Genomic DNA, 25,481 nt, shown 5'->3' on the forward strand with positions numbered 1-25,481 from the left:
CGATCAAGGACGCGACCGTGAAACGTTTCCACTACGACGACCACAATCAGCTCCGCACCCACCTGGCGGACTTCATGGCAGCCTACAACTTCGCACGCAGACTCAAGACCCTCAGCGGGCTCACGCCTTACGAATACATCTGCAAGATCTGGACATCTGAGCCAGACAGATTCATCTTAAATCCGATCCACCAGATGCCGGGACTGAACACCTAAGAAAATACGCAAAAAGGAAGAAGCAAGGCCAACCCTGCTTCTTCCCTTCTTCTTGGCCAAAATACTCCGGGGGAGTCGCCGCTTGCGGCGACGGGGGCAGCGCCCCCGCCTTACGTTTGGATCAAACGCGACCCTTCCACGGCACAAGCCAGTTTTCCGCCTTTCGCATCATGATGTCGATGCCATAGCCGATGATCCCGATCAGGATGATCCCCATGATCACGATATCGGTAAGCTGAAAGCGGCTGGCGACCATGATCATCATGCCCGCGCCTTTTTCGGCCGCGACAAGCTCGGCGGCGACAACCGTGCCCCAACAGACCCCCATCGCGACACGCGCGCCGGTAAAGATCTCGGGCAGGCTGTTGGGCACGATCACATAGCGCATCAGCTGCCATTTGCTAGCCCCAAGGGAATAGGCCGCATGCACCTTGGAAATCGCCACGCCGGACACGCCTGCGCGCGCCGAAATGGTCATGATCCAGAGCGCCGCCAGGAACAGCAGGATGATCTTGCCGCTCTCGCCAATCCCCGCCCAGATGATCACCAGCGGGATCAGGGCAAGCGGCGGCACCGGGCGCATGAATTCGACAATCGGGTCGAACCAACCGCGGAACCAGTCACTTAGTCCCATGGCATAGCCAAGCGGAATCCCCACCAATGCGCCAAGCGCAAAGCCGACGATGACCCGGAACAGCGACCAGTAGAGATGCTCGAAAAGGGTAAAGTTCTGATAGCCCTGCTCGGAAATCTCGGCCACGCGCGAGACCACCGATTCCGGCGGCGGAAGCCAGATCGGCTCCATCTGCATGCCCTTTGCGGGCGCGAAATTCATCGAGCCCTTGGCGGTGATCACAACCGTGCCATTGGCGACCTTGGCGGTATCACCGGGACCAACGGGCTGGCCGTCAATCGCCACGACTTTGGCGCCCTCTTTGCGGGTCACCTCATCGTTCTTGTCCATCAGCAAAAGCGACGAGCGCCAGGCGCCGACGGTGATGACGTCATTCTTGGCGATGCCATCGCCGGGCTCGATCTCGCGATCACTCACCTCTTCGCCCACCTTGAAAACGCGGGCATAAACCGTGGCGTCATCGCGGGTGCCGTCAGGGCCCTCAAGCGTATAAACGAACTCGGTATCGCCAATAAACGGCCCCGGTGCATGGATCGGCACCCATTTGCTTCCGGTGAAGGCGCCCCAGAGCAGAAAGATCGTCAAGACTGAAATCACGCTGGCCCAACGATCCGGGCGCACGGCGCTTTCATCGCCAAAGGTCACCGTCTTGAGCGAGGTGTAATCGTTCATCTGGCGGAATTTGCTGACACCCTTGCGCACGGCGAAAAAGGCGGCCACGAAAATAGCAACATAGATGATCAGAATGGTCATGCCTCTGCCTCCTCGGTGCGGCCCATGATCTCTTCTTCCATATCCCAGATCATCGACAGGATTTCTTCGCGCTTTGCGCCAAAGTCGGGGTGTTTCTTCACTTCGCGCAGGTCTTGCCCGACCCCCATTTCAGCAAAGGGCAGGCGGTATTCCTTGTGAATGCGGCCCGGTCGCGGCGCCATCACCAGCAAACGTTCGCCCAGCAACAGGGCCTCTTCCACCGAGTGGGTGATAAGCACGATCGTCTTGCCGGTCTCCTTCCAGAGCTTCAGAACCAGCCCCTGCATCTTTTCGCGGGTCAGCGCATCAAGCGCACCAAGCGGTTCGTCCATCAAGATCACATCCGGGTCATTGGCGAGACAGCGTGCAAGCGCCACGCGCTGTTGCATGCCGCCAGACAGTTCGTAAACCGCCTTTTCCTTAAAATCCTTGAGCCCAACCACCTCTAGCAGGTGGTCGACATTGCCGCCGTACTCCGCCTCGCGTTGCCCCTTCATGCGGGGGCCAAAGCTTACGTTTTCGCGCACGCTCATCCATTCAAACAGCGCGCCTTGCTGAAACACCATGCCGCGCTCTGCGTCCGGGCCGGTGACGCGGTGATCGTTCAGCGTGATCTGACCCTCGGTCGGGGCCAGAAACCCGGCCAGAATGTTCAAAAGCGTGGTTTTGCCACAGCCCGACGGGCCAAGCACACTCATCAATTCGCCTGTCTTGAGTTCAAGCGAGACATCCTGCAGGGCCTGCACGTGCGTACCGTTCGGCAGGTCGAACCGCATCGAGATATTTTCGATGGAAAGTGTAGACATCCCCACCCCCTGTTTTCGTTGGAATTGATTGTGCAGAGGCCCGCCCGCGGCACGGACGGGCCCCTGTCTGTCACGTCGCTCGCGGCTTACATGCCGTTGGCAGCGGCCAGCGGACCAGTGTTGACGTTGTTTTCATAGGTCTCAAGAGCGGCGTCGATACTCTTGGCTTCGACGAAAACGTCCGCCACGCCTTTCATGAACTCCTGTGCGCCGCCGCCCAGCCATTTGGCCGAGAGCTGCTCTTCCACAGAGGGGAACACAAAGGTGTCGATGGTCGAGGCCGTGGCCTCTACATCCATGCCGCTGTCCTTGGCGATCACCGGCAGCATCTCGTCGCGATTGGCCGCATCGGCCCACATCGCGTTCGCATCTGCGGTCACCTTGAGGAACTTGGCAACCAGATCGGGGTTTTCCGCGACAAAGCCAGCCGGGGCACTGGTCACGTCAAACACCAGAATGCCAAGCGCTTCTTTTTCGGCACCAGTCAAAAGGACATTGCCGTGCTCCTTGGCACGACGCAGGCTTCCGCCCCAGCCACAGAACATGTCAACAGCACCCTGCGCGATGGCTGCGGCACCCTCGGGCGGGGCCATGTTGACCACGTCCATGCTTGCGATATCGACGCCGAAATGGCTCATCTGCTTGAGGAAACCGTAATGCGCGGCGGTGCCAAGCGGCACGGCCACTTTCTTGCCGGCGAGCTCGCCCGCGTTGGTCTTGTCGATCTCAAGCGCTTCGGCGACGACACAGTTGTCGTTCTCGGCATAAGACACGGCCACATCGAGAACCTGAAGATCCTGACCGGCACTTGCGGCCACAACGAAGGGCGGCACGCCCTGGCTGACCGAAAGATGCACATCGCCGCTGGCCATGGCCGCGCTCATCGCGGTGCCGGTGTCAAACGCACGCCAGTTTACCTTGACGCCCATCTCTTCGTCATAGGTGCCCTTTTCCTTGGCGTATTGGAACGGCATCGGCCATTCGAGGAAATACGCCACGGTGATTTCCTGTGCTGTCGCAGCACCGGCAGTTACCGCAAAGGCAGCACCGGCTACGGCCGTCATCAGCTTTGATTTCAATTTCATATCGTTCATCTCCCGTTGGTTACGTTGCTTTTTATACCTGATACCGCACTTTTCGGCGGGTTAGGATGCGTCCGGCCCTTGATCAGATCGGCACACTTGGCGGCAGGCACCGCCAAAGAGTGAACCCGATCCAACGGAACCGATCAACGCAATAATAGCAGACCTAAGATCATTTCAGCATTTCAGAAAAGAGGTTTTCGAATAGCATCAAACTCGGCAAGTTACCGCCGCCTGCGGAGCAAAATCATTTTTTATCAATAGATTACTCGGAGATTTCATGGTCAAATCTGATTTTTGGCCTTAAATATTGGCCTCATCTGGCCCTATTCGCATGGCGGATTTCACGGCTGATATATAGTCAGAACCAAATGGACAACGATCACAGGCTCGCGCGTTGCGCCGGGCCTTAACCCGATGGAGCATCACGATGGACGGCAAAATTCTCGACAATGACATCTCTCGCGTGGTCGAGGCCGACCGCGCCCATGTCTGGCATCACCTTATTCAGCACGCGGCCTGGACCGGCGAGGCGCCCAAGGGCGACCCGCGCATCATCGTCGAAGGGCGCGGCATGCGGGTCTGGGATCAAAAGGGAAAAGAGCACCTTGATGCCGTCTCGGGCGGGGTCTGGACCGTCAATGTAGGCTATGGCCGCGAACGGATTGCCAATGCGGTGCGCGATCAGCTGATCAAGCTGCCGTATTTCGCAGGCTCGGCCGGCTCGATCCCCGGTGCGCAGTTTTCCGAGCGGCTGATTGCGAAAATGCCGGGTCTGACGCGGGTCTATTACACCAACTCGGGCTCCGAGGCGAACGAGAAGGCGTTCAAGATGGTGCGCCAGATCGCGCACAAGCGCCATGGCGGCAAAAAGCACAAGATCCTCTATCGCGAGCGTGATTATCACGGCACCACCATCGCCTGTCTTTCGGCCGGCGGCCAGGACGAGCGCAACGCCGAATACGGCCCCTACACCCCCGGTTTTGTGCGCGTCCCGCACTGCCTTGAATACCGCGCGCAATGGGATCTTGAGGGCGAGGACTACGGCATCGCCGCCGCCAATGCGATCGAAGAGGTGATCCTGGCCGAGGGCCCCGATACCGTCGGCGCGCTCTGTCTTGAGCCGGTCACGGCAGGTGGCGGCGTGATCGTTCCGCCCAAGGGCTACTGGCCCCGCGTTCAGGAAATCTGCCGCAAGTATGACATCCTGTTGCACATCGACGAGGTCGTCTGTGGCGTCGGGCGCACCGGCACCTGGTTCGGCTATCAGCATTACGGCATCGAGCCCGATTTCGTGACCATGGCCAAGGGCGTTGCCTCTGGCTATGCCGCCATCGCGTGCTGCGTGACCTCCGAGCGGGTGTTCGAGATGTTCCGCGATGAATCCGGTGATCCGATGAGCTATTTCCGCGATATCTCGACCTTTGGCGGCTGTACGGCCGGTCCGGCGGCGGCGCTCGAAAACCTCTCGATCATCGAGGAAGAGGATCTGTTGGGCAATACCGTGGCGATGGGCGAGTATATGCTCGACCAGTTGCGCGCGCTTCAGGACAAGCATGCGGTGATCGGCGAGGTGCGCGGCAAGGGTCTGTTCCTTGGTGCCGAACTTGTCAGTGACCGCACCAGCAAAGAGCCCGCCAACGAGAAACAGGTTCAGGCGGTGGTGGCCGATTGCATGGCGCAGGGCGTGATCATCGGGGCGACCAACCGCTCCATTCCCGGCTTCAACAACACGCTGTGCTATTCGCCCGCGCTGATCGCGACCAAGGACGATATCAATCAAATCGTCTCGGCGACCGACGCGGCGCTGACCCGGGTGTTCGGCTAGGCAAGACGCACTTTCATTTACGGATCACCCCCAGCACTGCAACATGTGCCGGGGGTTTTCATGTCCCGCGGTTGCCCCTAGGCAAATGCCATCCAGATCGCCACCCCGCCAAGCATCGCCGCCAGCCCCCGGTTCAGCAAAACCGCCTGATCGGGGCGCGACCAGAGCCGCGCAAGCCGCGTGCCAAGCGCGGCCCAGAGGGCAAAGGCCAGCATGTTGTTGAGGGTAAACACCGTCGCAATCCCCAGCACACCAAGGCCGGGGACCGCGCTGAACTGGGTGAACATCAGCGCGATGATCACATAGGCCTTGGGGTTGAACAGCAAAAGCACCATGCCGCCACCAAACCCCATCGGCCGCGCGGCCCGCACATCGCCATCCCGCATCGTCCCGGCCCGCCAGAGCCCGAGCGCAAGGCACATGACATAGCCCGCGCCGATAACCTGAAGCACCTGCGCCACGCCCGGCGCGGCTTGGGTTGCGGCACCAAAGCCCAACCCGATCGCCAGAGTCACCGCCCATGTCGCAATGTGATAGCCAAAGCTCGCAGGCCATGTCGCCGCCAGACCAAAGCGCGCGCCCATGGCGGCAAAGATCATGTTGCCCGGCCCCGGACTATAGGCCAGCGGCAACAAAAAGATCAGCAAGGCAGAGATCGGAGGCCCCATGACGGCACTCCTTTACCGACAAGAGGTACCGCAATCGTTTTGCCAGGCGACCCGTTTCCTGCGCAAAGCAAAGCCCGGATGTTGCCATCCGGGCCGCCAAAACCGAGACGCGCAGGCAAGAGCGCGGCGAGGGTCGCCTTAGAGCATGTCGCGTTCACTCAAAATTCACGCGACATGCTCCAACCTATTGATTTCGCATGTTCGAGAAGCTCAAAACCGGTTCCCACTTTTGAGCAACATGCTCTAGATCACCACGACCTCAAGCGGCGGAAAACCGTTGAACCCAACCGAGGAATAGCTCGACGTATAGGCGCCACAGTTGCGGATGATGATCCGGTCGCCGGACTGAAGCCCAAGCGGCATGGCCACCGGGCGCTTTTCGTAGAGCACATCGGCACTGTCACAGGACGGACCCGCCAGAATGCAGGGGCCAGTCGCCTCATGCTCGCGCTCTGTCAGAAACTGATAGCGGATCGCCTCGTCCATGGTTTCGGCCAGACCCGAGAATTTGCCGATATCAAGATACACCCAGCGACAGATATCATCCTCGGATTTGCGGCTCACCAAAAGCACCTCGGCGGCGATCATGCCGGCCTCGGCGACCATGCCGCGACCCGGTTCTGCCATCACGCGGGTGGCACCGGGAAAGCGCGGCTCGACCATCGCCATGACCTGCGCGGCATAGGCCTGCGGGGCTTCGATCTCTTCGCCGTAAAACGCCGGGAACCCGCCGCCGATATTGATCATGTCAAGGTCAAAGCCGGTCGCGCGGGCCTCGGCCCAAACGCCTGCAACCTGATCCAGCGTCTCGCGCCACATTTCGGCGCGGCGGGTCTGGCTTCCGACATGAAACGACAGCCCAACCGGCTTGAGGCCAAGTTCGCGGGCACGGCCCATCAGGTCGCCCGCCATTTCAGGCGCACAGCCAAACTTGCGGCTCAGCGGCCAGTCGGCGCCGGTCGCACCCACCAGAAGACGAATGTAAACCTCGGCGCCCGGCGCGTGGGTCGCGATTTTTTCAAGCTCCATATCACAATCTGCCGCAAACAGGGTGATCCCTGCGCCGTGGGCAAAGGCGATGTCGCTTGCGCGTTTCACGGTATTGCCGAACGAGATGTGCGCAGGATGCGCGCCAAGGCCTAGGCAAAGCTCGATCTCGCCGCGCGAGGCCGCATCAAAGTGGCTGCCTTCGGCGATCAGAAGCTCGATGATCTCGCGGGTCGGGTTTGCCTTGACGGCATAATGAATGTCAGCCCGGCCAAGACCGGCCTTGAGCGCACGATACTGACGCGCGACCGTGTCACGGTGAACCACCAGCGTCGGGTGATCAAAAGTGGTGCGTCGGATGTAATCGACGATCACGGAAGAGGTGTCAAAGGGTGCAAAAACGGCGTCGCCGCCCGCAAGGGGGTTCACGTAAGCGTTCATGGTCATATCTCCAATCAGACCCGGGCTTTCACCCGACCAGTTCATAACGGGAGACGTTACCGTCGCTACGTAAACACGTGTGGCAGAACCACCGGCCAGAGGCGCGTGCGTTGGCGTCTATAAAGCGCACTTAGGGCTGCGATTGAGTCGGTGCAACAATTTTCTCGGACCCGCGCCATTATTTTCTGTGTGGCGGCAAAATCGACAAAAAAACCCGCGCCTCTCGGCGCGGGTTTCTTGATGCTGTTGCGCATGCTTGTCGGCTTAGCGGCTTTCGTCCTCGTCCTCGTCGTCATCATCTGACGCATCGGGCAAGTTGAACAGGCTTTCGGCATCGTATGTCTTTTCGCGCTCTTCCGGCTGGTAATCCTGGCCAAGCGTGAAGGATTCGAGGCCTTCGATCGCGGTCGGGATCTTGGGCTCTGACTCCATGCCAAGGCTCTGCTCGGTGCTCAGCAGCTTGCGACGCTCGTCATCGCTCATCGCCGCGCCTTCGCGGGCCTTCTTGGCGCTGGCCTTTTGCACGGCGGCATCAAGCTCGGATTGCTTGCACAGCCCAAGGGCGACCGGGTCAATCGGCTGAATATTGGCGATGTTCCAATGGGTCCGCTCGCGAATCGCCTGAATGGTCGGCTTGGTGGTGCCGACGAGGCGCGAAATCTGGCTATCGGCCAACTCGGGGTGGAACTTCACCAGCCAGAGAATCGACGCCGGACGGTCCTGGCGCTTGGACAGCGGAGTATAGCGCGGGCCACGGCGTTTTTCCTCGCCCTGCGCGGCGGCGTTGAACTTGAGCTTAAGCTTGTGCAGCGGGTTTTTCTGCCCGGCTTCAATCTCTTCCTCGGTCAGCTGATTGTTGGTGACCGGGTCAAACCCCTTGACGCCTGCGGCCACATCGCCATCGGCAATGCCCTGCACTTCAAGCTCGTGCAGCCCGCAGAAATCCGCGATCTGCTTGAAATTCAGCGTCGTGTTATCCACCAGCCAGACGGCGGTGGCCTTGGCCATGATTGGTTTAGACATCTCAGGTCTCCTTCACGCATATCTTTCCCGTCGCCTGGAGGGGCGGTTCCGGTCTGGCCGGAACGGGTTTCCATTGTCGGGGAACTTGCCGAGTATATAGTAGCCTCAGAAGCAAAATGAAAGTCCAAAGAATGCTGGTGTTTCTGCTTGTCATCTTCAACCTGTTCAGCGCGCCCGCTTTGGCACAATCGGATCGCGCCGGAGAGTTCGACTATTACGTTCTCTCGCTGAGTTGGTCACCGACATGGTGCGCGCTCGAAGGCGACGCGCGCCGCTCGCCGCAATGCGAAGAGACCACCGATCATGGCTGGGTGCTGCACGGGCTCTGGCCGCAGTATCACCGCGGCTTTCCCGCCCATTGCCAAACCGCCGAGCGCCCGCCGTCACGCCAGATGACAAACGCCATGGCCGATATCATGGGCACACCCGGCCTGGCCTGGTATCAGTGGAAAAAACACGGCGCCTGCACCGGGCTTTCGGGGCCGGATTACTATGCCCTGGCGCGTCAGGCCTATAACAGCGTCACCCGTCCACCGGTCTTTCGCAAACTCTCGAAACCGGTAAAACTGCCCGCTTCGGTGATCGAAGAGGCCTTCCTCAAGGCCAATCCGGGGCTGGAGCCCGATATGCTGACCATCACCTGCCGCGAGGGCCGCATTCAAGAAGCGCGGCTTTGCCTCTCAAAGGATCTCACCCCGGTGCCCTGCGGGCGTGATGTGGTCCGCGACTGCCGCATGAAAGACGCGCTGTTTGATCCTATCCGGTAACGGCTCGGCACCATCTCACCCTGGCTTTCATCGTTCCATAAATACTCAAAATCCGGCGCTCACCATGCTCCAACCACCCGCAGGATCAGAACCACGATCGTCACCGGCACCAGAATCGCATGCAGCACGTGATCAAACCAGTTGCTGCTGCCCCAGCCCATGACCCAAAGCGCCTGCCCCATCACCGCAACGATCGGCAAGAACACCTGCCCCGTCAACGCGCCGTATCCACAGAGCGCCAGCACCATCACCGCCACAGGCAGAGGCGCATAGCCAAACCGGTAAAGATCGACAGGCACCACCCCCATGGCCGAGGCCAGAAAGACAAGGTAGGCCAGCAGGAACACCACCAGCTCAAAGCTACCGAAGGGGATCACCGCAACGCCCATGCCCGCCGCAATCTGGCGCAGAGCCAGCGCCGGTAACATCACGCCCAAAGGCGCCAAAAGCGCCATCAGCCCCGCCACCGGCAACCAGCCGCGCAGCAAAAGCACCACAAGCGCCATCGCGCCGACGCCAACCGGCCCCGCTATTGCAAAACCAACCCAAGCCATCACCAGGGCAAGCGCGATCCATTCTATCGCCGCGCTCATTGCGCCGCCACCCAGGGACCGTTGAACACATGCACGCGGATACCGCCTTTGCCGCCGGTGGAATAGGCCAGCGCAATATCATCGCCAACCCGGCGCAGCATCGGATAGCGCAGTGCACCCTCGCCGGTGAAGCGGTACACCTCGTGCCAGGTTGCGCCCTCATCCCCGCTCAGCACGAGCCGAAGAACATCAGGGTGATCCGCATCATCATTCATCGCCACCAATATCCGCCCCTCGCCAAGCGACAGTGCCGCGACCGGCGCGCTTGGGTTGGCGATTTCAAGCGCCTCGGCGCGCGACCAGCTTTGGCCGCCATCGCTCGTTCGGCTAAGCCAGAGCGTCCCGCTGCGGTCAAAATCGCGCAGAAAGGCAAGCGCGCGGGTCGCGTCAAGCGGCACGATCATCGGCTGAATGGGTTTCACCCCGGTGCCGGTCATGCGGCGCTGATCGCGAACCCGTCCTCGCGGATCAAAGCGCACAAGCGCACCATAGGTCGAACCCATCTCGAAATAGGTCGGCAGGGCGTGGCTGCCATCGCCGTAGGCGACCATTGGCGATTTCACCAGAAACGAGCGGTTGAGGATCGGCGAAAGGTTAAGCTTGCTGGCCCTGACAGGCCCGCGCGCGCCCATCGCGACCCCTGCGATTGCGGCCATGGCCCAGCCCCCGACCGATACGGCGGTTGTATAGAGATGACCGGGGGCGGCGTCATTTTGAATGGTATTGCCAAGGGTCACCACCAATTGGCGCGGCTCGAACGCGTCCGCAAGCGCGCCTCGGGTCAGGTGGCGTTCGGGGGCTGAGGCCTGCCAGCCATCACCGTCGCGCGTCACATGGCTGGCGAAGATATCGACATCCGGCTGTGCTTCGGCCGAGCCCTGAAACCAGATCACCGAAAAGCCGACAGGCCCCTGTATGATCGCGGGCGCGTGGGCCTGCCCTTCTGGCGCGGTGTAATCCAACACCGTTTCAAAGCGTGGCGCGCCCACCTCGGGCAAGGCCTCTGGCAGGGCAAACCGCCAGTTGAGCGGCACATCGCGCCGGATCGCCCAGAGGCTCAGGCAAAGGCTTAGGCCCGCCAGTGCAAGGATCGACAGGACCAGCAGTGTCACCCTAGCCGACCTTCAGGACGATCTTGCCGATATGGCCGCTGGTTTCCATCCGGGCATGCGCCTTGGCGGCATCGGCAAGCGCAAATTCGGAATCCATCACTGGCGCGATCTTGCCCGCCTCAAGCAGCGGCCAGACGTTGGCCAAAAGGGCCTCGGCGATCCGTGCCTTGGCCAGATCGCTTTGCGGGCGCAGGGTGCTTCCGGTGATTGTCAGGCGGCGCATCATCACCGGGGCGAAGTTCAGCTCGACCTTCGGCCCTTGCAGGAACGCGATCTGCACCAGCCGCCCGTCGTCGGCCAAGGCCTTGACGTTGCGCGGCAGGTAATCGCCGCCGACCATGTCGAGGATAAGATCGGCCCCGCCCTCGGCGCGGATCGCATCGACGAAATCGTCGCTGCGATAGTTGATCGCCCTCTCGGCGCCAAGATCTTCGCAGACCTTGCATTTGTCATCCGACCCGGCGGTTGTGAAAACGCGCGCGCCAAATTCGCGCGCGAGCTGGATCGCGGTGGTGCCGATGCCGCTTGACCCGCCATGCACCAGGAACCGCTCACCGGCCTTTAGGCCACCGCGCTGAAACACGTTCGACCACACCGTGAAATAGGTCTCTGGCAGACAGGCCGCCTCTTTTAGCCCCATGCCAGTGGGCACCGGCAGACAATGCGCGGCAGGCGTGGCGACATATTCGGCGTAGCCACCGCCGGGCAAGAGCGCGCAGACCTGATCGCCAAGGGCAACCCCGCTTACGCCTGCGCCAAGCGCGACAACCTCGCCCGCGCCCTCGAGACCGGGCAGATCGCTTGCGCTGGCGGGCGGCGCATAAAGCCCGGCGCGTTGCAGCGCATCGGGCCGATTGACCCCGGCATAGGCCAGCCTGATCACCACCTCGCCGGTGCGCGGCTCGGGGCGCGGGCGGGTGGTTGGCACCAAAACCTCGGGGCCGCCCGCGCGGGTGATTTCAACCGCCTGCATCGTCTTGCTCATGTCTCTGATTCCTTGTGGTTAGGTGGGGCCGTTCCAACGCCCCGGCATGCCAGTGGTCGCGCCACCCTGCGGCGCACGAATCCGGGTCAGAAAGCCAAGCGGCCCGGCCATCAGCCCCGACATCAGGCGATTGTCGCGCGCCTGTGCCTTGAATTTTTCGATCTGCATGACATCCTCGATCCTGCGATCAAGGAATTCCCATGTGCGCGCACTGTCCTCGCTGTCGTCGCCCAGCCAATAAAGCACAGTCGCGCCGTAAACCCCCGAGAGCGTTGCGCGCTTGGTGTACCAGTTCACGTCATCCGAGGTATCGCCGAGCGCCAGCCAGATCCGATCACAGGTCTGCCAGATGGCGCGGGCGCCGTCGGCGGCATAAATCGGCAATGAAAACAATGTCATACCGCGGCGCACCAGCTCTTTGTCCTCGACCGCCTCAAGCCGGGCGCGGACCGCGAAGGCAATTCGGTCACGAAACCGCATGTCGCCCAATTCAGCCGCCTCAAGGCGCGCAAGCATGGCCTGATCGCCCGCCTCGTGATAGGCCAAGGCAAGATCAACCGCGCCGCGCGGACAGATCGCAGCGACCAGTCCGGGATCAATATCCGCATCACTTGCAGCCGCCTTCAAGGTCGCCTCGCTCCAGCCGTCAAACGGCACATGCATCTTGGCGGCATCGAGCAGTCGGGTGATCAAATCGGGGTCATGCATGGGCTTTTCCTCTTCGCTCTGCGCACACTAGACAAAACTGAGGTGCTTTGCTATACGGCGCCTTCCTGCAAATCCTTGCAACTCAACTTAGAAAGGTGGTGAAAACCACATGCAGGTTAGTGTTCGCGACAACAATGTCGATCAGGCGCTTCGTGCCCTGAAGAAAAAGCTGCAGCGCGAAGGCGTTTTTCGCGAAATGAAGCTCAAGCAACATTTCGAGAAACCGTCCGAGAAAAAAGCGCGCGAGAAAGCTGAAGCGATTCGGCGTTCCCGCAAGCTGGCGCGTAAGAAAGCACAGCGCGAAGGGATGGTCTAAGGACCGCTCAGGCAGTTTTTGCCGACACGGGGTTTTCGCATCCCGAAAATAGAAGACCGGTTTTCGGACCAGATGCGTGAAGCTTTTGACGACCCCCGAGCCTATGCTTCGGGGGTTTGTCGTTTTGGGACCACCGTCATCGGGGGCGCGGCCCCCGTCGCGCAAGGCGCGACTCCCCCGGGATATTTAGAGCAAGAAGAAACCAGCCGGGTTTGGCCAGTCTCATTTGGCCGGTCTCAGTTGAGTTGGCAGATCGGCGCGCCACGCAACAAAGAGGTGACAAAGCGCCCTTCGGCGGTGTCGCGGATTGCATAGCCATAGCCGCGAAGCCGGTGTTTCCATTCGCGCTCAGACACCGCCAGGTGGCGCTCACGCATGACCATGTCACGGATGCTTGCGGGGGTTTCTGTTGTTTGACGTTCCATCGTTTCCTGCCTCACTACAATTAAGCACTAAGGCAGGGATAGTTTACGCTTGTGGCGGTAATTGTACTGGAATGTGGCGGGCTCGGGGTATTGTTTGGACTACTTACATGGTCGCATCGACCTTGGGCAATTGCGGGGTCACGTCGCGGCGCGCGGCGGCGGCGGCCACGAGTGCGCGGAAAATCCCCATCTGGCGGTGCGCGTAAAAAAGGTGCTCGGGATGCCACTGAACGCCGATGGCAAAGGGCTCTGACACGCGCTCGATCGCCTGGATCATGCCACCGGTGTCACGCGCGGCAACCCTCAGGCCGCGCCCCAGACGATCCACCGCCTGAGAGTGCAGCGCATTCACCTTCATCGGGGCCGTGCCCGCCACGCCGGCAAGCCGCGTGCCCGGTTCCAGACAGACGGTTTTGCGCGGCAAGATGGTGCGGATATGATCGCTTGAGGTATAGGTGGCATAGGCATCCTGATGCAAAGACCCGCCCAGCGCGATGTTGAGCATCTGACTGCCGCGACAAATGCCAAGCACCGGTTTGTTGCGCTCGAACGCTGCCAGAACCATGCCGCGTTCAAGCGCGTCGCGATCCGGGTCAAGCCGGGCCGTGGTGACAATCCGCCCGCCGTAAAGATCGGGCGAGATGTCGTCACCACCACCGATGATGATACCGTCCACCGCGTCGATATCCGCGTCGCGCCCGGCCACCCACCGGGTTGAACGCCCGCCCGCAAGCCAGACATTCAGCGCGATCAGCGGATAGATCCGCCAGCCGGAGCGCCGCGAGGTGGTCACGCCGATCAGGGGTTTGCGTTTGCTCATGCCGAAATACGGTCCAGCCCCGCCGCCTTGAGAATCGTGCCGCAGCGCGCCGCCCAGCTCTTGCGGCTCAGGGTCAGAACCCCGTGATCATCGTCCCAGGCCCTGGACAGCTCTGCCAGCAAACCGGCGTCTTGCGCCACGCGCTCGACCAAAAGCCAGCGGTTCCATTCATCGACAATGGACCAGTCGGCCTCGTCTATGCGGCAATCTGGCAGGCGAAAGTGAAAGGTCGGGCGCGCCGATGTCTTGTCGGAAATCGCCGCCGCGATCCGGTCGGGATCGAAATGCGCAAAGATCGGCAGCATATCGAGTCCGCGATTTCGGCTTGGGGTGTATTCAAGGTAGATGCCGGTCACCTGATCGCGGCTGGCACCCGGCCCGGCGGCGATAAGCGCGCGCACAAAGTCGGTCGGATACGGATCGGTAAAGGGCAACACGCGACGCGCATCGTCAATCGGGTTGGCGGTGCGAATCCAATCCTCGATCAAGGCATAGGCCAGAAGCGGATGCACGATATCGGCGTCAGACTCACTTGCGATTTCGATGTTGAGGTGCAGACCGAAGCCAAAGAACCAGCCGGCACCGCTTCCCAATCCGCCCGCCGCGCGCAGGGCGGCGCGCAGATCATCGAGCCGACGCAGGCCCGCCTGATCCAAAGGCTCGGTCACGATTTCAACCGGGATCACCTCGCGGCCGATATCAAGCGCCAGATCGCGCAGCTTGCTTTGCTGGGCATTGCGAAGAAAGACGTCGAGGTAAATTTCGACATCGCCGATTTCGCTGTCTTTGATTGTCCAGAACGGGCCGTCACCCTGCTTGGCCGTCCCGCCAAGCGTGTCGGCGCAAATGCGCGCGACGCGGGCCTCATCCAAGCCGCCAAGTTCGATCTCGACCCCGACAAGGCGGGGATCGCCCTTGGCGTTAAGGGGCTGCGGCAGAGGGGTAAACTCGGGCATGATGCGGTCGCCTTTCACAAATCGAGAGAGCCGCCTAACAGGCCGATCACCGGGTATCGCCCCTGACCCTGCGTCGGCCTAGCCGCCAAGCCCGGCATCGGCCTCGATCTCGCGCCGCGATTTGCGGGCGCGTTCGGTGGCCGACTTGAGCTGACCACAGGCGGCCATGATATCCTCGCCGCGCGGGGTGCGGATCGGGCTTGCGTAGCCGGCGTTGTAGATGATGTCGGCAAAGGCACGAATCCGGTTGTTGCTTGAGCGCTCATAGGGGGCACCGGGCCATTCGTTGAACGGAATAAGGTTGATCTTGGCCGGAATGCCCTCGATCAGCCGCACAAGGCGGTGCGCATCCGCGTCGCTGTCATTGACGCCCTTGAGCATCACATATTCAAAGGTAATGCGCTCGGAGTTGCTGACCTTGGGATAGCTGCGCAGGGCCTCAAGCAGCACCTCGAGGTTCCATTTCTTGTTGATCGGCACAAGGCGGTCGCGCACCTCGTCGGTGGTGGCGTGGAAGGAAATTGCCAGCTGACAGCCGATTTCCTGCGCCGTGCGGGCAATTTCCGGCACCACGCCCGAGGTCGACAGGGTGATGCGGCGACGTGAGAGTTGGATGCCCTCGGGGTCCATCGCGATCTTCATAGCGTCGCGGACGTTCTCGAAATTATAAAGCGGCTCGCCCATGCCCATCAGGACGATGTTGGACAAAAGCCGGGTTTCATCCTTGGGCGCGCCCGGTTCAGGCCATTCATTCAGATCGTCGCGCGCCATCATCACCTGGCCGATGATTTCGCCAGCGGTCAGGTTGCGCACCAGCTTTTGCGTGCCAGTGTGACAGAAAGAACAGGTCAGCGTGCACCCGACCTGGGAAGAAATGCACAGAGTGCCGCGCGTTTCTTCGGGGATATAGACGACCTCGACCTCATGACCGCCTGCGATGCGCACAAGGTATTTGCGGGTGCCATCCTCGCTGACCTGCTTGCTGACGACCTCGGGGATGGCGATCACGAAGCTCTCGGCAAGCTCGGCGCGAAAGGCCTTGGACAGGTTGGTCATTTCGGCGAAATCACGCACGCCCCAGCCATAGATCCACTGCCAGATCTGGCCGACCCGCATCTTGGCCTGCTTTTCCGGCGTGCCATGCGCGATCAGAACCTCGCGCATCTGCTCTCGGGTCAGGCCGACAAGGTTCATCGGCCCCTCGGGCATCTTGCGGGGGATCGTCAGCACGTCCTGCGTGATCGGGGCAGTCTGGGTCATGGTCATTCGCGCGGTTAGGGTATGGATGCATCCACATATAGGATTCGCGCGGGAATTACACACCTTTCCGGGGCTTCAGGCGCATAGCCGCCACGCTTTGTGCGCAAATCGCCGCCGCTTCGTCAGGTGCAGCTCAATCAGGTGCGCGGCGCCTGCCCAAGTCGCGCGACCGGCAGGTGACAGGGACAGGTGACCAGATGGTCGTTGACCATGCCCACCGCCTGCATGAAGGCATAAACGATGGTCGGCCCGCAGAATTTGAAACCACGTTTCTTCAAATCCTTCGAAATTCTTACGGAAAGATCGGTCTGCGCCGGAACCTCTGCAAGGCTCTGCCACTTGTTCTGAATCGGGGCGCCGCCAACATAATCCCAGAGAAAACGATCGAATCCGCCCTCGGCCTCGATTTGTTGCCAGACACGGGCATTTCCAATCGCCGCTTCGATCTTGCCACGGTGACGGATGATGCCCGGATCACCCAGCAGGCGAAGCACGTCTTCCTCGCCCCATGTGGCGACAATATTGGGGTCAAACCCTTGAAAGGCCGCGCGAAAATTCTCTCGCTTGCGCAGGATGGTGATCCAGCTCAGCCCCGCCTGAAACCCGTCGAGGATAAGCTTCTCCCAGAGCGCGCGGCTGTCATATTCGGGCACGCCCCAATCGGTATCGTGATAGGCCTCGTAAAGCGCATCCATCCCAACCCAGCCGCATCTTTCCATCGCGCCCATGCCCCCTTTTTCCGAACTCAAGCAAATATGTTTAAAATCAAACTTTTAAGCCTTGCTTAACGGAAATACCCCAACTTGTGAAGCACGCCATTTCGGAGATACGCATGGGGCAGAAGAATAAATGGGCCGACGTACCGGCCGGGCACGACAACCCGCTCGCCTATGCCATTACGGCGCGGGATCGGTCCGTCATAGATATGGTCAATCAAGCGGTGCAGCATAAACAGGTCATGTTGGCCTATCAGGCGGTCGTGCCTGCGGGCAGGCAAGACAAACCGGCCTTTTACGAGGGGTTGATTCGGGTTCTGGATGACACCGGTCGGGTCATTCCTGCGCGGGGATTCATAAACGAGATAGAAACAACCGAAACCGGCCGAATCGTTGACTGTCTGGCGCTGGAAAAGGGTCTGAAGACGCTGACAGAATATCCTGATTTGCGGCTGGCGATCAATATGTCCGCCCGCTCGATCGGCTATACCCGCTGGATGCGCACTCTCAAACGCGGCCTTGGTGAAGACCCGACAATTGCCGAGCGGCTTATTCTTGAAATCACCGAGAGTTCGGCAATGCTAGTGCCAGAGCTGGTGATTGGTTTCATGAATGAATTGCAGCGCAAGGGCATCAGCTTTGCGCTTGATGACTTCGGCGCGGGATACACGTCGTTTCGCTATCTCAAGGATTTCTACTTTGACATCCTCAAGATCGACGGGCAGTTCATCCGCGATATCGCAAATGATCCCGACAATCAGGTGCTGACCGCCGCCCTGACCAGTGTTGGCCAGCAATTCGATATGGTCACCGTCGCCGAGAGCGTCGAAAAACCCGCCGATGCCGCCTATCTGACAGAGCTTGGGGTTGACTGCCTTCAGGGATATTACTTTGGCGCCCCGACGATAAGGCCGCCCTGGCTTGATAGTGCCCTTGACCAGGCCAGCGCTTGAATGTGACACTCCGTCCGTTGCCGCAATGCGGCATCTACTATATGACGCCGCGTAAAGGCAGAGATGGTTTCGGTCGCCGCACCTAACGCAGGCATCCCGCACGCCACTCTGCGCTGGCAAATCCTGGTGGAGGACACACATGACCAACGTAGTAATCGCATCCGCAGCCCGTACAGCTGTCGGATCATTCGGCGGCGCATTCGCCAACACACCCGCACACGATCTGGGTGCCGCCGTTCTTGAAGAGGTTGTCGCCCGCGCCGGGATCGACAAATCTGAAGTTTCCGAAACCATTCTCGGCCAGGTTCTGACCGCGGCCCAGGGGCAAAACCCAGCCCGCCAGGCGCATATCAATGCCGGCCTGCCGATTGAAAGCTCTGCCTGGAGCATCAACCAGGTTTGTGGCTCGGGTCTTCGCGCCGTGGCCCTCGGCGCCCAGCATATTCAGCTTGGCGATGCCGCCATCGTCTGTGCCGGTGGTCAGGAAAACATGACCCTCAGCCCCCATGCCGCCAACCTGCGCGCAGGGCACAAAATGGGCGACATGAAGTATATCGATACGATGATCCGCGATGGCCTTTGGGATGCGTTCAACAACTATCACATGGGTCAGACCGCCGAGAACGTCGCCGACAAATGGCAGATCACCCGCGATATGCAGGATGAATTCGCCGTTGCCAGCCAGAACAAGGCCGAAGCCGCGCAGAAGGCCGGCAAATTCGACGACGAGATCTTGGCCTTTACCATCAAGACCCGCAAGGGCGACATCGTGGTTGATAAAGACGAATACATCCGCCACGGCGCGACCATGGAAGCCATGCAGAAACTGCGCCCGGCCTTCACCAAGGACGGCAGCGTAACCGCCGCCAATGCCAGCGGGTTGAATGACGGTGCCGCCGCCACCCTGTTGATGAGCGCCGACGAGGCCGAGCGTCGCGGGATCGAGCCGCTCGCGCGTATCGCATCTTATGCCACCGCCGGTCTTGACCCGTCGATCATGGGCGCGGGCCCGATCCACGCCAGCCACAAGGCGCTCGAAAAAGCCGGTTGGTCGGTTCAGGATCTCGATCTTGTCGAAGCCAATGAGGCCTTTGCCGCACAGGCCTGTGCCGTCAACAAAGAGATGGGCTGGGATCCGGCAATCGTGAACGTAAACGGCGGCGCGATTGCAATCGGCCACCCGATCGGTGCCTCGGGCTGTCGTGTTCTGAACACGCTGTTGTTCGAAATGAAGCGTCGTGGTGCCAAAAAAGGCCTCGCAACGCTTTGCATCGGCGGCGGCATGGGTGTCGCGCTCTGCGTCGAGCGCCCCTGAGCCTGAACGGCCAAGCTGCGATTCGCAGTCAAGGGGCGCCTGAACCGGCGCCCCTTTTTTAAAGCCCAAGGGCATTATTCTTTACAGAGTTGACCGCATAGCGGGCATTTTACCGCGCAATAATGTTGCGCATCCGCACGCACAATAGTAACCAAGTTACCAACACCTAAGCCAGATTGGAGGACACCATGGCAAGAACTGCACTCGTCACCGGGGGAACACGCGGGATCGGCGCGGCCATCTCGAAAGCCCTGAAAGCCGAAGGACACAACGTCGCCGCCACCTATGCCGGCAATGACGAGGCCGCCGCCGCCTTCACCGCCGAAACCGGCATCAAGACCTACAAGTGGAACGTCGCCGACTATGACGAAAGCGCCGCAGGCATCGCACGCGTCGAGGCCGAAGTCGGGCCCATCGACATCGTTGTCGCCAATGCCGGCATCACCCGCGATGCGCCGTTCCACAAGATGACGCCCGATCAGTGGCATCAGGTGATCGACACCAACCTGACCGGCGTTTTCAACACGGTTCACCCGGTCTGGAACGGCATGCGCGAGCGCAAATTCGGCCGCGTCATCGTTATCAGCTCGGTCAATGGCCAAAAGGGTCAGTTCGCGCAGGTGAACTATGCCGCGACCAAGGCCGGTGACATCGGCATCGTGCGCAGCCTCGCCCAAGAAGGCGCGCGCGCCGGCATCACCGCCAATGCCGTCTGCCCCGGCTATATCGCCACCGAAATGGTCATGGCCGTGCCCGAGAAAGTGCGCGAATCGATCATCGCACAGATCCCGGCCGGTCGCCTTGGCGAACCCGAGGAAATCGCCCGCTGCGTGACCTTCCTTGCGTCAGAGGATGCCAGCTTTATCAATGGCTCGACGATTTCTGCCAACGGCGCACAGTTCTTCTCGTAATGCGCCGCGCAATTTGCGCAGGTTAAAATATCAAAGGGCCGGTCCATGCGACCGGCCCTTTTTCATGAGAGTAAGTGTTCGTACCATCATCGCCTAAACTCAACCCCTCCCTGCCGACCTATGGGGCCCGCAGGGGGTGACTGGCGATGCGACTGCGAGAGGTCAGGCCGAAACCGAAAGTCTTTCGATTTCTTCCTTCAAGCGCAGTTTCTGTTTCTTGAGTTCAGCAATTTCCAAAGTGCTGGTGCCCGGGGCGCGTTGTGCCACCTCCACCTGTTCCGAGAGCGTGATATGTTTTTTCTTCAGTTCCTCGATGTGTGAACTCAAGCTCATGGGCCGTCTCCTCTTCGGTTTAAAGTCAACTCCACCAGTCCACCACAGTTTTACAAATCTGTCACGCTGCGCGCGCAGCATAAGCGGAAATTTTCCGATAGAATTGTCGTTAAATCAGACGGGAAAAGGCAGAGCCGCCGCATTTCGCAGCACCTGATCGGTCAAATCGGTATATTTTTCACCATCCTGCACGTGCTCGGGACCCTCATGCAAGAGCCAGCCATCGTGCAGGCAAAAACCGGCCCGCCCGCCTTTGCGCCCACGCAACAGAACAAGCCGCGCCGCACGACCGCGCCGGGGGATCAGTGGCAAAACCTCAAGGCTTCCCAAATGCATTGCGGCGGCCGCCATAAGATCAGGCAGGCGTTCGGCGCGCTGAATAAAAGTGACGCTGCCTTTTTGCGCCACCCGCCGCGCCGCCGCGCTTATCCAATCGCCAAGCGACAGATCCTCGCCCATGGCCCGTTCGCGGCCTGCGTCGCGCGCGGCGGTGCTTTGGCGGCGATCAAAATAGGGCGGGTTGGCGATGACATGGTCAAATTGCTGCTGGCGCAGGGCGTCGGGCATGTTGGATAAATCGCCCGTCACCACTTCAAGCGCGATATCGTTTGCCTTTGCATTGCGCCGCGCAAGATCGCCGTAGGCCGGTTGCACCTCTAGCCCTGTGAGGATCAAACCGGGCACCCGCGCCGCAAGGCACAGCCCCGCAACGCCCCCGCCACAGCCAAGATCAAGCACCCGCTCGCCCGCGCGCGCAGGCACGCTGGCGGCCAGAAGAACCGGATCGACCCCGGCACGATAGCCGACTTTGGGTTGGGCAATCACAAGACGCCCTCCAAGAAAGGCGTCATGGCTTAGCTCGGTCGCGTCAAAGCCGTCACGCCTCAAGGTCGAACCCATTGTCTAGAAGGGTCACACGCGCCGCCGCAAGATCATCGTCGGCCACCATAAGACGGCGCGGGAAAATCCCGATTGAACCCTCAAGGCTGCTCATATTTACGTCTATTTCAAAGCAGTCTATACCCTCGCCCTGAAGCAGGGCCTGCGCAAAAGCGATGGACGTCAGATCATTCGTGCGTAAAAGCTGTTTCATGGAACCGACATAAGGACACCAAAGGCGATTTGTCGAGTGGTGTTGACAGGAGTGTTATGGGATTGGATCAAGCCGCCACCAAGCCGCACGAACAACTGGCCGCGCATCTGGCGGGCAAGATGGATGCGGTCAATACCCTGATCCGGGCGCGCATGGCCTCGCGGCATGCGCCGCGCATTCCACAGGTCACCGCGCATCTGGTCGAGGCGGGCGGCAAGCGCCTGCGCCCGATGCTGACGCTGGCGGCGGCGGATCTTTGTGGCTATGGCGGCGACTATGACGTGCATCTGGCCGCCACGGTCGAGTTCATTCACACCGCCACGCTTTTGCATGACGACGTGGTGGATGAAAGCGCACAGCGGCGCGGCCGCCCCACCGCCAACCTGCTCTGGGACAACAAATCAAGCGTTCTGGTCGGCGACTACCTGTTTTCGCGCGCCTTTCAATTGATGGTCGAACCTGGATCGCTTCGGGTACTGGATATTCTTGCCAATGCCTCAGCCACCATCGCCGAGGGCGAGGTGCTTCAACTGACGGCCTCGCGCGATCTGGCCACGACCGAGGATATTTATCTGCAAGTGGTGCGCGGCAAGACCGCCGCGCTTTTTTCCGCGGCCACCGAGGTGGGCGGCGTGATTGCCGACGCACCCGAGGATCAGATCAAAGCGCTGTTTGACTATGGCGATGCCCTTGGGATTGCGTTTCAGATCGTTGATGATCTTCTGGATTATCAGGGCGACACCAAGGCGACGGGCAAGAACGTCGGCGATGATTTTCGCGAACGCAAGCTGACCCTGCCGGTGATCAAGGCGATTGCCGCCGCCGATGCCGAAGAGCGCGCATTCTGGAAACGGGTGATCGAAAAGGGCGATCAGCGCGACGGCGATCTTGAGCATGCGATAGGCTTGCTGAAAACTCATGGCGCGCTTGATCAGACCCGGCAAGAGGCGCTCGAATGGGCCGCAAAGGCCAAGACCGCACTGGCCGCCCTGCCCGAGAATCCGGTGCGTCAGATGTTGCTTGATCTTGCCGATTACGTGGTGGCGCGGATCAGCTAAAGCATGTTGCTCAAAAGTGGGAACCGGTTTTGAGCTTCTCGAACATGCGAAATCAAAACCTTAGAGCATGTCACGTGAATTCGAATGAAGACGACATGCTCTAAGCGGCGTTTAGCCGGGTTGCCACAACCCACCAACCGGGGCGATCCTGTGCCAGCCGTCCGGCGGCAGCAGAGGCGCGTTCGGCACTGTCGTAAAGCCCGAAACAGGTGGCGCCAGACCCCGACATGCGCGCCAACTGGCATCCCGGCGTATCAAGCAGGGTCGCAAGCACCTCTGCGATGATCGGCTCTTTGGCGATAGCGGGGGCTTGCAGATCATTGCGCTGTGTCGCCAGCCACGCCATGAAATCGCTGGTCTCCGGCCAGGTCGGCAGAGGCTCGGGCATGGCCGGATTGTCGCGCGTCGTCAGCCCGGCAAAGATCTCCGGCGTCGCCACCGCAACGCCCGGATTGACCAGCACCGCATAAAGTGGTGGCACCCCGGCAAGCGGGGTTACATCCTCGCCAATGCCGCGCATCCACGCCGCGCCGCCTGCAAGGCAAACCGGCACATCCGCCCCAAGCGACAGCACATCGCACGGCACCGCCACACCCGCCATCTCGGAAAGCGCGCGCAGGGTCGCGGCCGCGTCACTTGACCCACCGCCGATCCCGGCGGCGGCAGGCAAGTACTTTTCAAGCATGATATCAGCCGAAACGCCGATCAAAGCGGCGGCTTTCAGCACCAGGTTACCAGCATCGACCGGAACCCCCGCCGCCATTGGCCCGGTCACCGTCAGACGGGTCGCCGTGGCCGGGCGAACGGTGATCCTGTCACCAAAATCGGCAAAAACAACAAGCGAATCCAACAGGTGATAGCCGTCATCCCGCCGCCCCGTCACATGCAGTGTCAGATTGATCTTGGCCGACGCGCGCGCCTCAACCACCGTCATTCACGACCTTCAGCGCCGGGGCGCCCTCATCGGCGAGAACCTTGTCGAGCCCGACCTCAAGCTTGGCGCGAATACGGTCGGCATCAACATCAGGCGAGGGCGTGCTATCGTGCAGCGACAGGGCACGGCGCCATTGAAAGCGCGCCTCGACCTTGCGGTCCACCGCCCAGAGAACATCGCCAAGATGGTCATTGACCACCGGATCAACCGCCATCAGTTCGGCGGCGTGTTCCATGTGAACGATCGCCTCGTCATAGCGGCCCATGCGATAAAGAACCCAACCAAGCGAGTCGACGATATAGCCGCTATCTGGGCGCGCAGCGACGGCGCGTTCGATCATGCCAAGCGCCTCGTCAAGGTTGATGCCCTTTTCAACCATCGAATACCCGAGATAGTTTAGAACCTGCGGGTGATCCGGGTTAAGCTCAAGCGCGCGTCGAAAATCGGCCTCGGCCTTGTCCCAATTGTCCAGCCGCTCATGGCTTATGGCACGGGCGTAATGCACGAACCACTGATCGGTGTCGCGCTCGGCATAAAGCGCAAGCGCCTTGTCGTAGGCGGTTACCGAGGCCGTGAAATTCTCCAGCTCGCGGTAAAGATCGCCCGCTGCGACATGCACGGTCGGCAGGTCCGGATAGGTCTGAGCCAGCTGCTCCAGCACCTCGATGGCGGCATCGGTCCGGCCTGCGCGGCGCAACACATCGCTGCGCCCCAATTCGGCGGCATGAAACGACGGATGATCGCGCGGCACCTTCTTGAAGGCCGCGATCGCAAGATCATGCCGGTCCATCTGTTCCAGAAGTTCGGCGCTCATGATCACCGCGTCGATGTGATCAGGCTTGATCGCCTCGGCAATGCGGGAATACAGCAGGATATATTCGTCGTTGGCTTCTTGCATCAAGGCACGGCCAAGCGAATAGAACACCTCGGCAATGCCATCGCCGGCATTGGTGATCTGGGCAAACGGCACGCGATTACCGGCCTCAAGATCGGCGCGGAGCTGGGCAATTTCGGGGTCAAGATCAGCGCCGAAGGTGTCGTCGATCACGGTGACGGCACGATCCTGAGCGTCAAGCTGGCTGAGCACCTGCGCCCAGGCGATGACACCACGGCGGGTGCGTTGCATCGGGCCGTCGGCCTCGCCCGAGAAAACCTTGTCGGCGCCCTCAAAATCACCGACCGAGGCCAGCGCAAGCGCCTTGTGATAGATCGCAAAGCTGCGCAGCCCGCGTTCTTCGGCCACCGCATCAAAACGTTCAAGCGCGGCACTCATATCGCCCTTGCCAAGATCGGCCCATGCCGCAATCAACCCATCGGCAAGCGCGCCGACGCCGCGATCATCCTGAACACGGGCGAGGATCGCGTCGTATTCACCCTTGCGGGTTTCATCCGCCACAAGCGCCATCTGAGCGATCTGGCTGCGCAACCCGTCGCCTTCGATCTTGCGGGCAATCGCCACGGCGCGATCCAGCTGACCAAGCGCCAGATAGGCGAGGGTCGCATTTTCAAGAATGGCCGGGTTTGACGGGTCCTTGGTGAGAACCTGGGCATAATACTGTGCGGCGGCGGCAAAATCGCCCTGATAACGGGCCTGGCGCGCGGCCAGATAGGCACCGCTTGGCTCGGAGGCCAAAATCGAAGGCGTGGTGACCTGCAAAGCAGCAACGAATGCGAGGACCGAAAGAGATTTGATTTTCACGCGAAGCCGCCTTTTTTATCCGAATTCAGATCAAAGGTAATATGCCCGCCCCCCCAAGGCAATGCGGCGCGAGCCATTTGCCGCGCCGCC

Annotated in this window: 27 protein-coding genes and 1 pseudogene; 8 read left to right on the forward strand and 20 right to left on the reverse strand. The window is 60.7% G+C overall.

Annotated elements, in window-relative coordinates; all coding sequences use genetic code 11:
• Positions 1–215 (forward strand): annotated as a pseudogene (locus ROG8370_RS13710) (IS3 family transposase); the annotation flags it as partial.
• A 121-nt stretch (positions 216–336) separates the two neighbouring features.
• Here the strand turns inward: ROG8370_RS13710 and ROG8370_RS13715 are convergent.
• The 3 genes from ROG8370_RS13715 to ROG8370_RS13725 all read right to left on the reverse strand — a co-directional run bounded on the left by ROG8370_RS13715 (position 337) and on the right by ROG8370_RS13725 (position 3,493).
• Positions 337–1,602: an ABC transporter permease gene (locus tag ROG8370_RS13715; RefSeq protein WP_085827751.1), complete on the reverse strand. Its 1,266-nt coding sequence runs from the start codon at positions 1,600–1,602 to the stop codon at positions 337–339.
• The gene (locus tag ROG8370_RS13720; protein WP_085827752.1) at positions 1,599–2,408 is read right to left on the reverse strand and encodes a taurine ABC transporter ATP-binding protein; all 810 of its coding nucleotides are present in this window, start codon (positions 2,406–2,408) and stop codon (positions 1,599–1,601) included. Before ROG8370_RS13720 ends, ROG8370_RS13715 begins: the two co-directional genes overlap by 4 nt.
• A gap of 86 nt (positions 2,409–2,494) precedes the next feature.
• Complete coding sequence (locus ROG8370_RS13725; protein WP_085827791.1) at positions 2,495–3,493, reverse strand: taurine ABC transporter substrate-binding protein; 999 nt, start codon at positions 3,491–3,493, stop codon at positions 2,495–2,497.
• A 427-nt stretch (positions 3,494–3,920) separates the two neighbouring features.
• Here ROG8370_RS13725 and ROG8370_RS13730 point away from each other — a divergent pair, with 427 nt between their 5' ends.
• The gene (locus tag ROG8370_RS13730) at positions 3,921–5,318 is read left to right on the forward strand and encodes an aminotransferase family protein (RefSeq protein WP_085827753.1); all 1,398 of its coding nucleotides are present in this window, start codon (positions 3,921–3,923) and stop codon (positions 5,316–5,318) included.
• A gap of 77 nt (positions 5,319–5,395) precedes the next feature.
• Here ROG8370_RS13730 and ROG8370_RS13735 read toward each other — a convergent pair whose 3' ends face one another.
• The 3 genes from ROG8370_RS13735 to ROG8370_RS13745 all read right to left on the reverse strand — a co-directional run bounded on the left by ROG8370_RS13735 (position 5,396) and on the right by ROG8370_RS13745 (position 8,437).
• The gene (locus tag ROG8370_RS13735) at positions 5,396–5,986 is read right to left on the reverse strand and encodes a LysE family translocator (RefSeq protein ID WP_085827754.1); all 591 of its coding nucleotides are present in this window, start codon (positions 5,984–5,986) and stop codon (positions 5,396–5,398) included.
• A gap of 243 nt (positions 5,987–6,229) precedes the next feature.
• Entirely contained in the window at positions 6,230–7,414 is a 1,185-nt protein-coding gene (locus ROG8370_RS13740; protein WP_245827385.1) for a type III PLP-dependent enzyme, read from the reverse strand.
• A gap of 264 nt (positions 7,415–7,678) precedes the next feature.
• Positions 7,679–8,437: a DUF1013 domain-containing protein gene (locus ROG8370_RS13745; protein ID WP_085827756.1), complete on the reverse strand. Its 759-nt coding sequence runs from the start codon at positions 8,435–8,437 to the stop codon at positions 7,679–7,681.
• A gap of 116 nt (positions 8,438–8,553) precedes the next feature.
• Here ROG8370_RS13745 and ROG8370_RS13750 point away from each other — a divergent pair, with 116 nt between their 5' ends.
• Positions 8,554–9,204: a ribonuclease T2 family protein gene (locus ROG8370_RS13750; RefSeq protein WP_085827757.1), complete on the forward strand. Its 651-nt coding sequence runs from the start codon at positions 8,554–8,556 to the stop codon at positions 9,202–9,204.
• Positions 9,205–9,263: 59 nt separating this feature from the next.
• On the opposite strand, the gene ROG8370_RS13755 is transcribed toward ROG8370_RS13750, so the two are convergent.
• Genes ROG8370_RS13755 through ROG8370_RS13770 form a run of 4 tightly spaced genes read right to left on the reverse strand, consistent with a single transcriptional unit; the run spans position 9,264 to position 12,602 of the window.
• Entirely contained in the window at positions 9,264–9,797 is a 534-nt protein-coding gene (locus tag ROG8370_RS13755; RefSeq protein ID WP_085827758.1) for a hypothetical protein, read from the reverse strand.
• The gene (locus ROG8370_RS13760; protein WP_085827759.1) at positions 9,794–10,909 is read right to left on the reverse strand and encodes an exo-alpha-sialidase; all 1,116 of its coding nucleotides are present in this window, start codon (positions 10,907–10,909) and stop codon (positions 9,794–9,796) included. The genes ROG8370_RS13755 and ROG8370_RS13760 overlap by 4 nt, the downstream gene beginning before the upstream one ends.
• Before the next feature lies 1 nt (position 10,910).
• On the reverse strand, positions 10,911–11,894 hold the full coding sequence (locus ROG8370_RS13765) for an NAD(P)H-quinone oxidoreductase (RefSeq protein ID WP_085827760.1): 984 nt from the start codon (positions 11,892–11,894) through the stop codon (positions 10,911–10,913).
• An 18-nt stretch (positions 11,895–11,912) separates the two neighbouring features.
• On the reverse strand, positions 11,913–12,602 hold the full coding sequence (locus tag ROG8370_RS13770) for a COQ9 family protein (protein ID WP_085827761.1): 690 nt from the start codon (positions 12,600–12,602) through the stop codon (positions 11,913–11,915).
• Between the two features lie 109 nt (positions 12,603–12,711).
• On the opposite strand from ROG8370_RS13770, the gene rpsU reads away from it, so the two are divergent.
• Entirely contained in the window at positions 12,712–12,918 is a 207-nt protein-coding gene (rpsU, locus tag ROG8370_RS13775) for a 30S ribosomal protein S21 (protein ID WP_073198326.1), read from the forward strand.
• 236 nt (positions 12,919–13,154) lie between these two features.
• On the opposite strand, the gene ROG8370_RS13780 is transcribed toward rpsU, so the two are convergent.
• The 5 genes from ROG8370_RS13780 to ROG8370_RS13800 all read right to left on the reverse strand — a co-directional run bounded on the left by ROG8370_RS13780 (position 13,155) and on the right by ROG8370_RS13800 (position 17,098).
• Positions 13,155–13,343, reverse strand: coding sequence for a hypothetical protein (locus ROG8370_RS13780; RefSeq protein ID WP_085827762.1), 189 nt, complete (start codon positions 13,341–13,343; stop codon positions 13,155–13,157).
• A 103-nt stretch (positions 13,344–13,446) separates the two neighbouring features.
• Positions 13,447–14,163 (reverse strand): gamma-glutamyl-gamma-aminobutyrate hydrolase family protein, encoded by a 717-nt coding sequence (locus ROG8370_RS13785; RefSeq protein ID WP_085827763.1) that lies wholly within the window; start codon positions 14,161–14,163, stop codon positions 13,447–13,449.
• Positions 14,160–15,119 (reverse strand): amidoligase family protein, encoded by a 960-nt coding sequence (locus ROG8370_RS13790; RefSeq protein ID WP_085827764.1) that lies wholly within the window; start codon positions 15,117–15,119, stop codon positions 14,160–14,162. The genes ROG8370_RS13785 and ROG8370_RS13790 overlap by 4 nt, the downstream gene beginning before the upstream one ends.
• Before the next feature lie 78 nt (positions 15,120–15,197).
• On the reverse strand, positions 15,198–16,379 hold the full coding sequence (gene rlmN, locus ROG8370_RS13795; RefSeq protein WP_085827792.1) for a dual-specificity RNA methyltransferase RlmN: 1,182 nt from the start codon (positions 16,377–16,379) through the stop codon (positions 15,198–15,200).
• Positions 16,380–16,516: 137 nt separating this feature from the next.
• A complete protein-coding gene (locus ROG8370_RS13800) occupies positions 16,517–17,098 on the reverse strand; it encodes a DNA-3-methyladenine glycosylase I (RefSeq protein ID WP_085827793.1) in 582 nt (193 codons plus the stop codon).
• Positions 17,099–17,211: 113 nt separating this feature from the next.
• Here ROG8370_RS13800 and ROG8370_RS13805 point away from each other — a divergent pair, with 113 nt between their 5' ends.
• The 3 genes from ROG8370_RS13805 to phbB all read left to right on the forward strand — a co-directional run bounded on the left by ROG8370_RS13805 (position 17,212) and on the right by phbB (position 20,274).
• Positions 17,212–18,048, forward strand: a complete 837-nt coding sequence (locus ROG8370_RS13805) for an EAL domain-containing protein (protein WP_085827765.1) — start codon at positions 17,212–17,214, stop codon at positions 18,046–18,048.
• A gap of 139 nt (positions 18,049–18,187) precedes the next feature.
• Complete coding sequence (locus ROG8370_RS13810; RefSeq protein WP_085827766.1) at positions 18,188–19,363, forward strand: acetyl-CoA C-acetyltransferase; 1,176 nt, start codon at positions 18,188–18,190, stop codon at positions 19,361–19,363.
• 188 nt (positions 19,364–19,551) lie between these two features.
• On the forward strand, positions 19,552–20,274 hold the full coding sequence (gene phbB / locus ROG8370_RS13815) for an acetoacetyl-CoA reductase (RefSeq protein WP_085827767.1): 723 nt from the start codon (positions 19,552–19,554) through the stop codon (positions 20,272–20,274).
• Between the two features lie 162 nt (positions 20,275–20,436).
• On the opposite strand, the gene ROG8370_RS13820 is transcribed toward phbB, so the two are convergent.
• The 3 genes from ROG8370_RS13820 to ROG8370_RS13830 all read right to left on the reverse strand — a co-directional run bounded on the left by ROG8370_RS13820 (position 20,437) and on the right by ROG8370_RS13830 (position 21,700).
• Positions 20,437–20,607, reverse strand: coding sequence for a YdcH family protein (locus ROG8370_RS13820; protein WP_085827768.1), 171 nt, complete (start codon positions 20,605–20,607; stop codon positions 20,437–20,439).
• Between the two features lie 114 nt (positions 20,608–20,721).
• Complete coding sequence (locus ROG8370_RS13825) at positions 20,722–21,507, reverse strand: tRNA1(Val) (adenine(37)-N6)-methyltransferase (protein ID WP_085827769.1); 786 nt, start codon at positions 21,505–21,507, stop codon at positions 20,722–20,724.
• Entirely contained in the window at positions 21,485–21,700 is a 216-nt protein-coding gene (locus tag ROG8370_RS13830) for a putative signal transducing protein (protein ID WP_085827770.1), read from the reverse strand. The genes ROG8370_RS13825 and ROG8370_RS13830 overlap by 23 nt, the downstream gene beginning before the upstream one ends.
• 56 nt (positions 21,701–21,756) lie before the next feature.
• Here ROG8370_RS13830 and ROG8370_RS13835 point away from each other — a divergent pair, with 56 nt between their 5' ends.
• On the forward strand, positions 21,757–22,758 hold the full coding sequence (locus tag ROG8370_RS13835) for a polyprenyl synthetase family protein (protein WP_085827771.1): 1,002 nt from the start codon (positions 21,757–21,759) through the stop codon (positions 22,756–22,758).
• A 100-nt stretch (positions 22,759–22,858) separates the two neighbouring features.
• Here the strand turns inward: ROG8370_RS13835 and ROG8370_RS13840 are convergent, their stop codons facing one another.
• The gene (locus tag ROG8370_RS13840) at positions 22,859–23,686 is read right to left on the reverse strand and encodes a 4-(cytidine 5'-diphospho)-2-C-methyl-D-erythritol kinase (RefSeq protein WP_170925249.1); all 828 of its coding nucleotides are present in this window, start codon (positions 23,684–23,686) and stop codon (positions 22,859–22,861) included.
• Positions 23,679–25,391 carry a tetratricopeptide repeat protein gene (locus ROG8370_RS13845; RefSeq protein ID WP_085827773.1) on the reverse strand — a complete coding sequence of 571 codons (1,713 nt, stop codon included), beginning with the start codon at positions 25,389–25,391 and terminating at the stop codon, positions 23,679–23,681. The genes ROG8370_RS13840 and ROG8370_RS13845 overlap by 8 nt, the downstream gene beginning before the upstream one ends.
• Positions 25,392–25,481 lie beyond the last annotated feature (90 nt).

It is taken from the genome of Roseovarius gaetbuli, from assembly GCF_900172365.1.
GTDB lineage: Bacteria > Pseudomonadota > Alphaproteobacteria > Rhodobacterales > Rhodobacteraceae > Roseovarius > Roseovarius gaetbuli.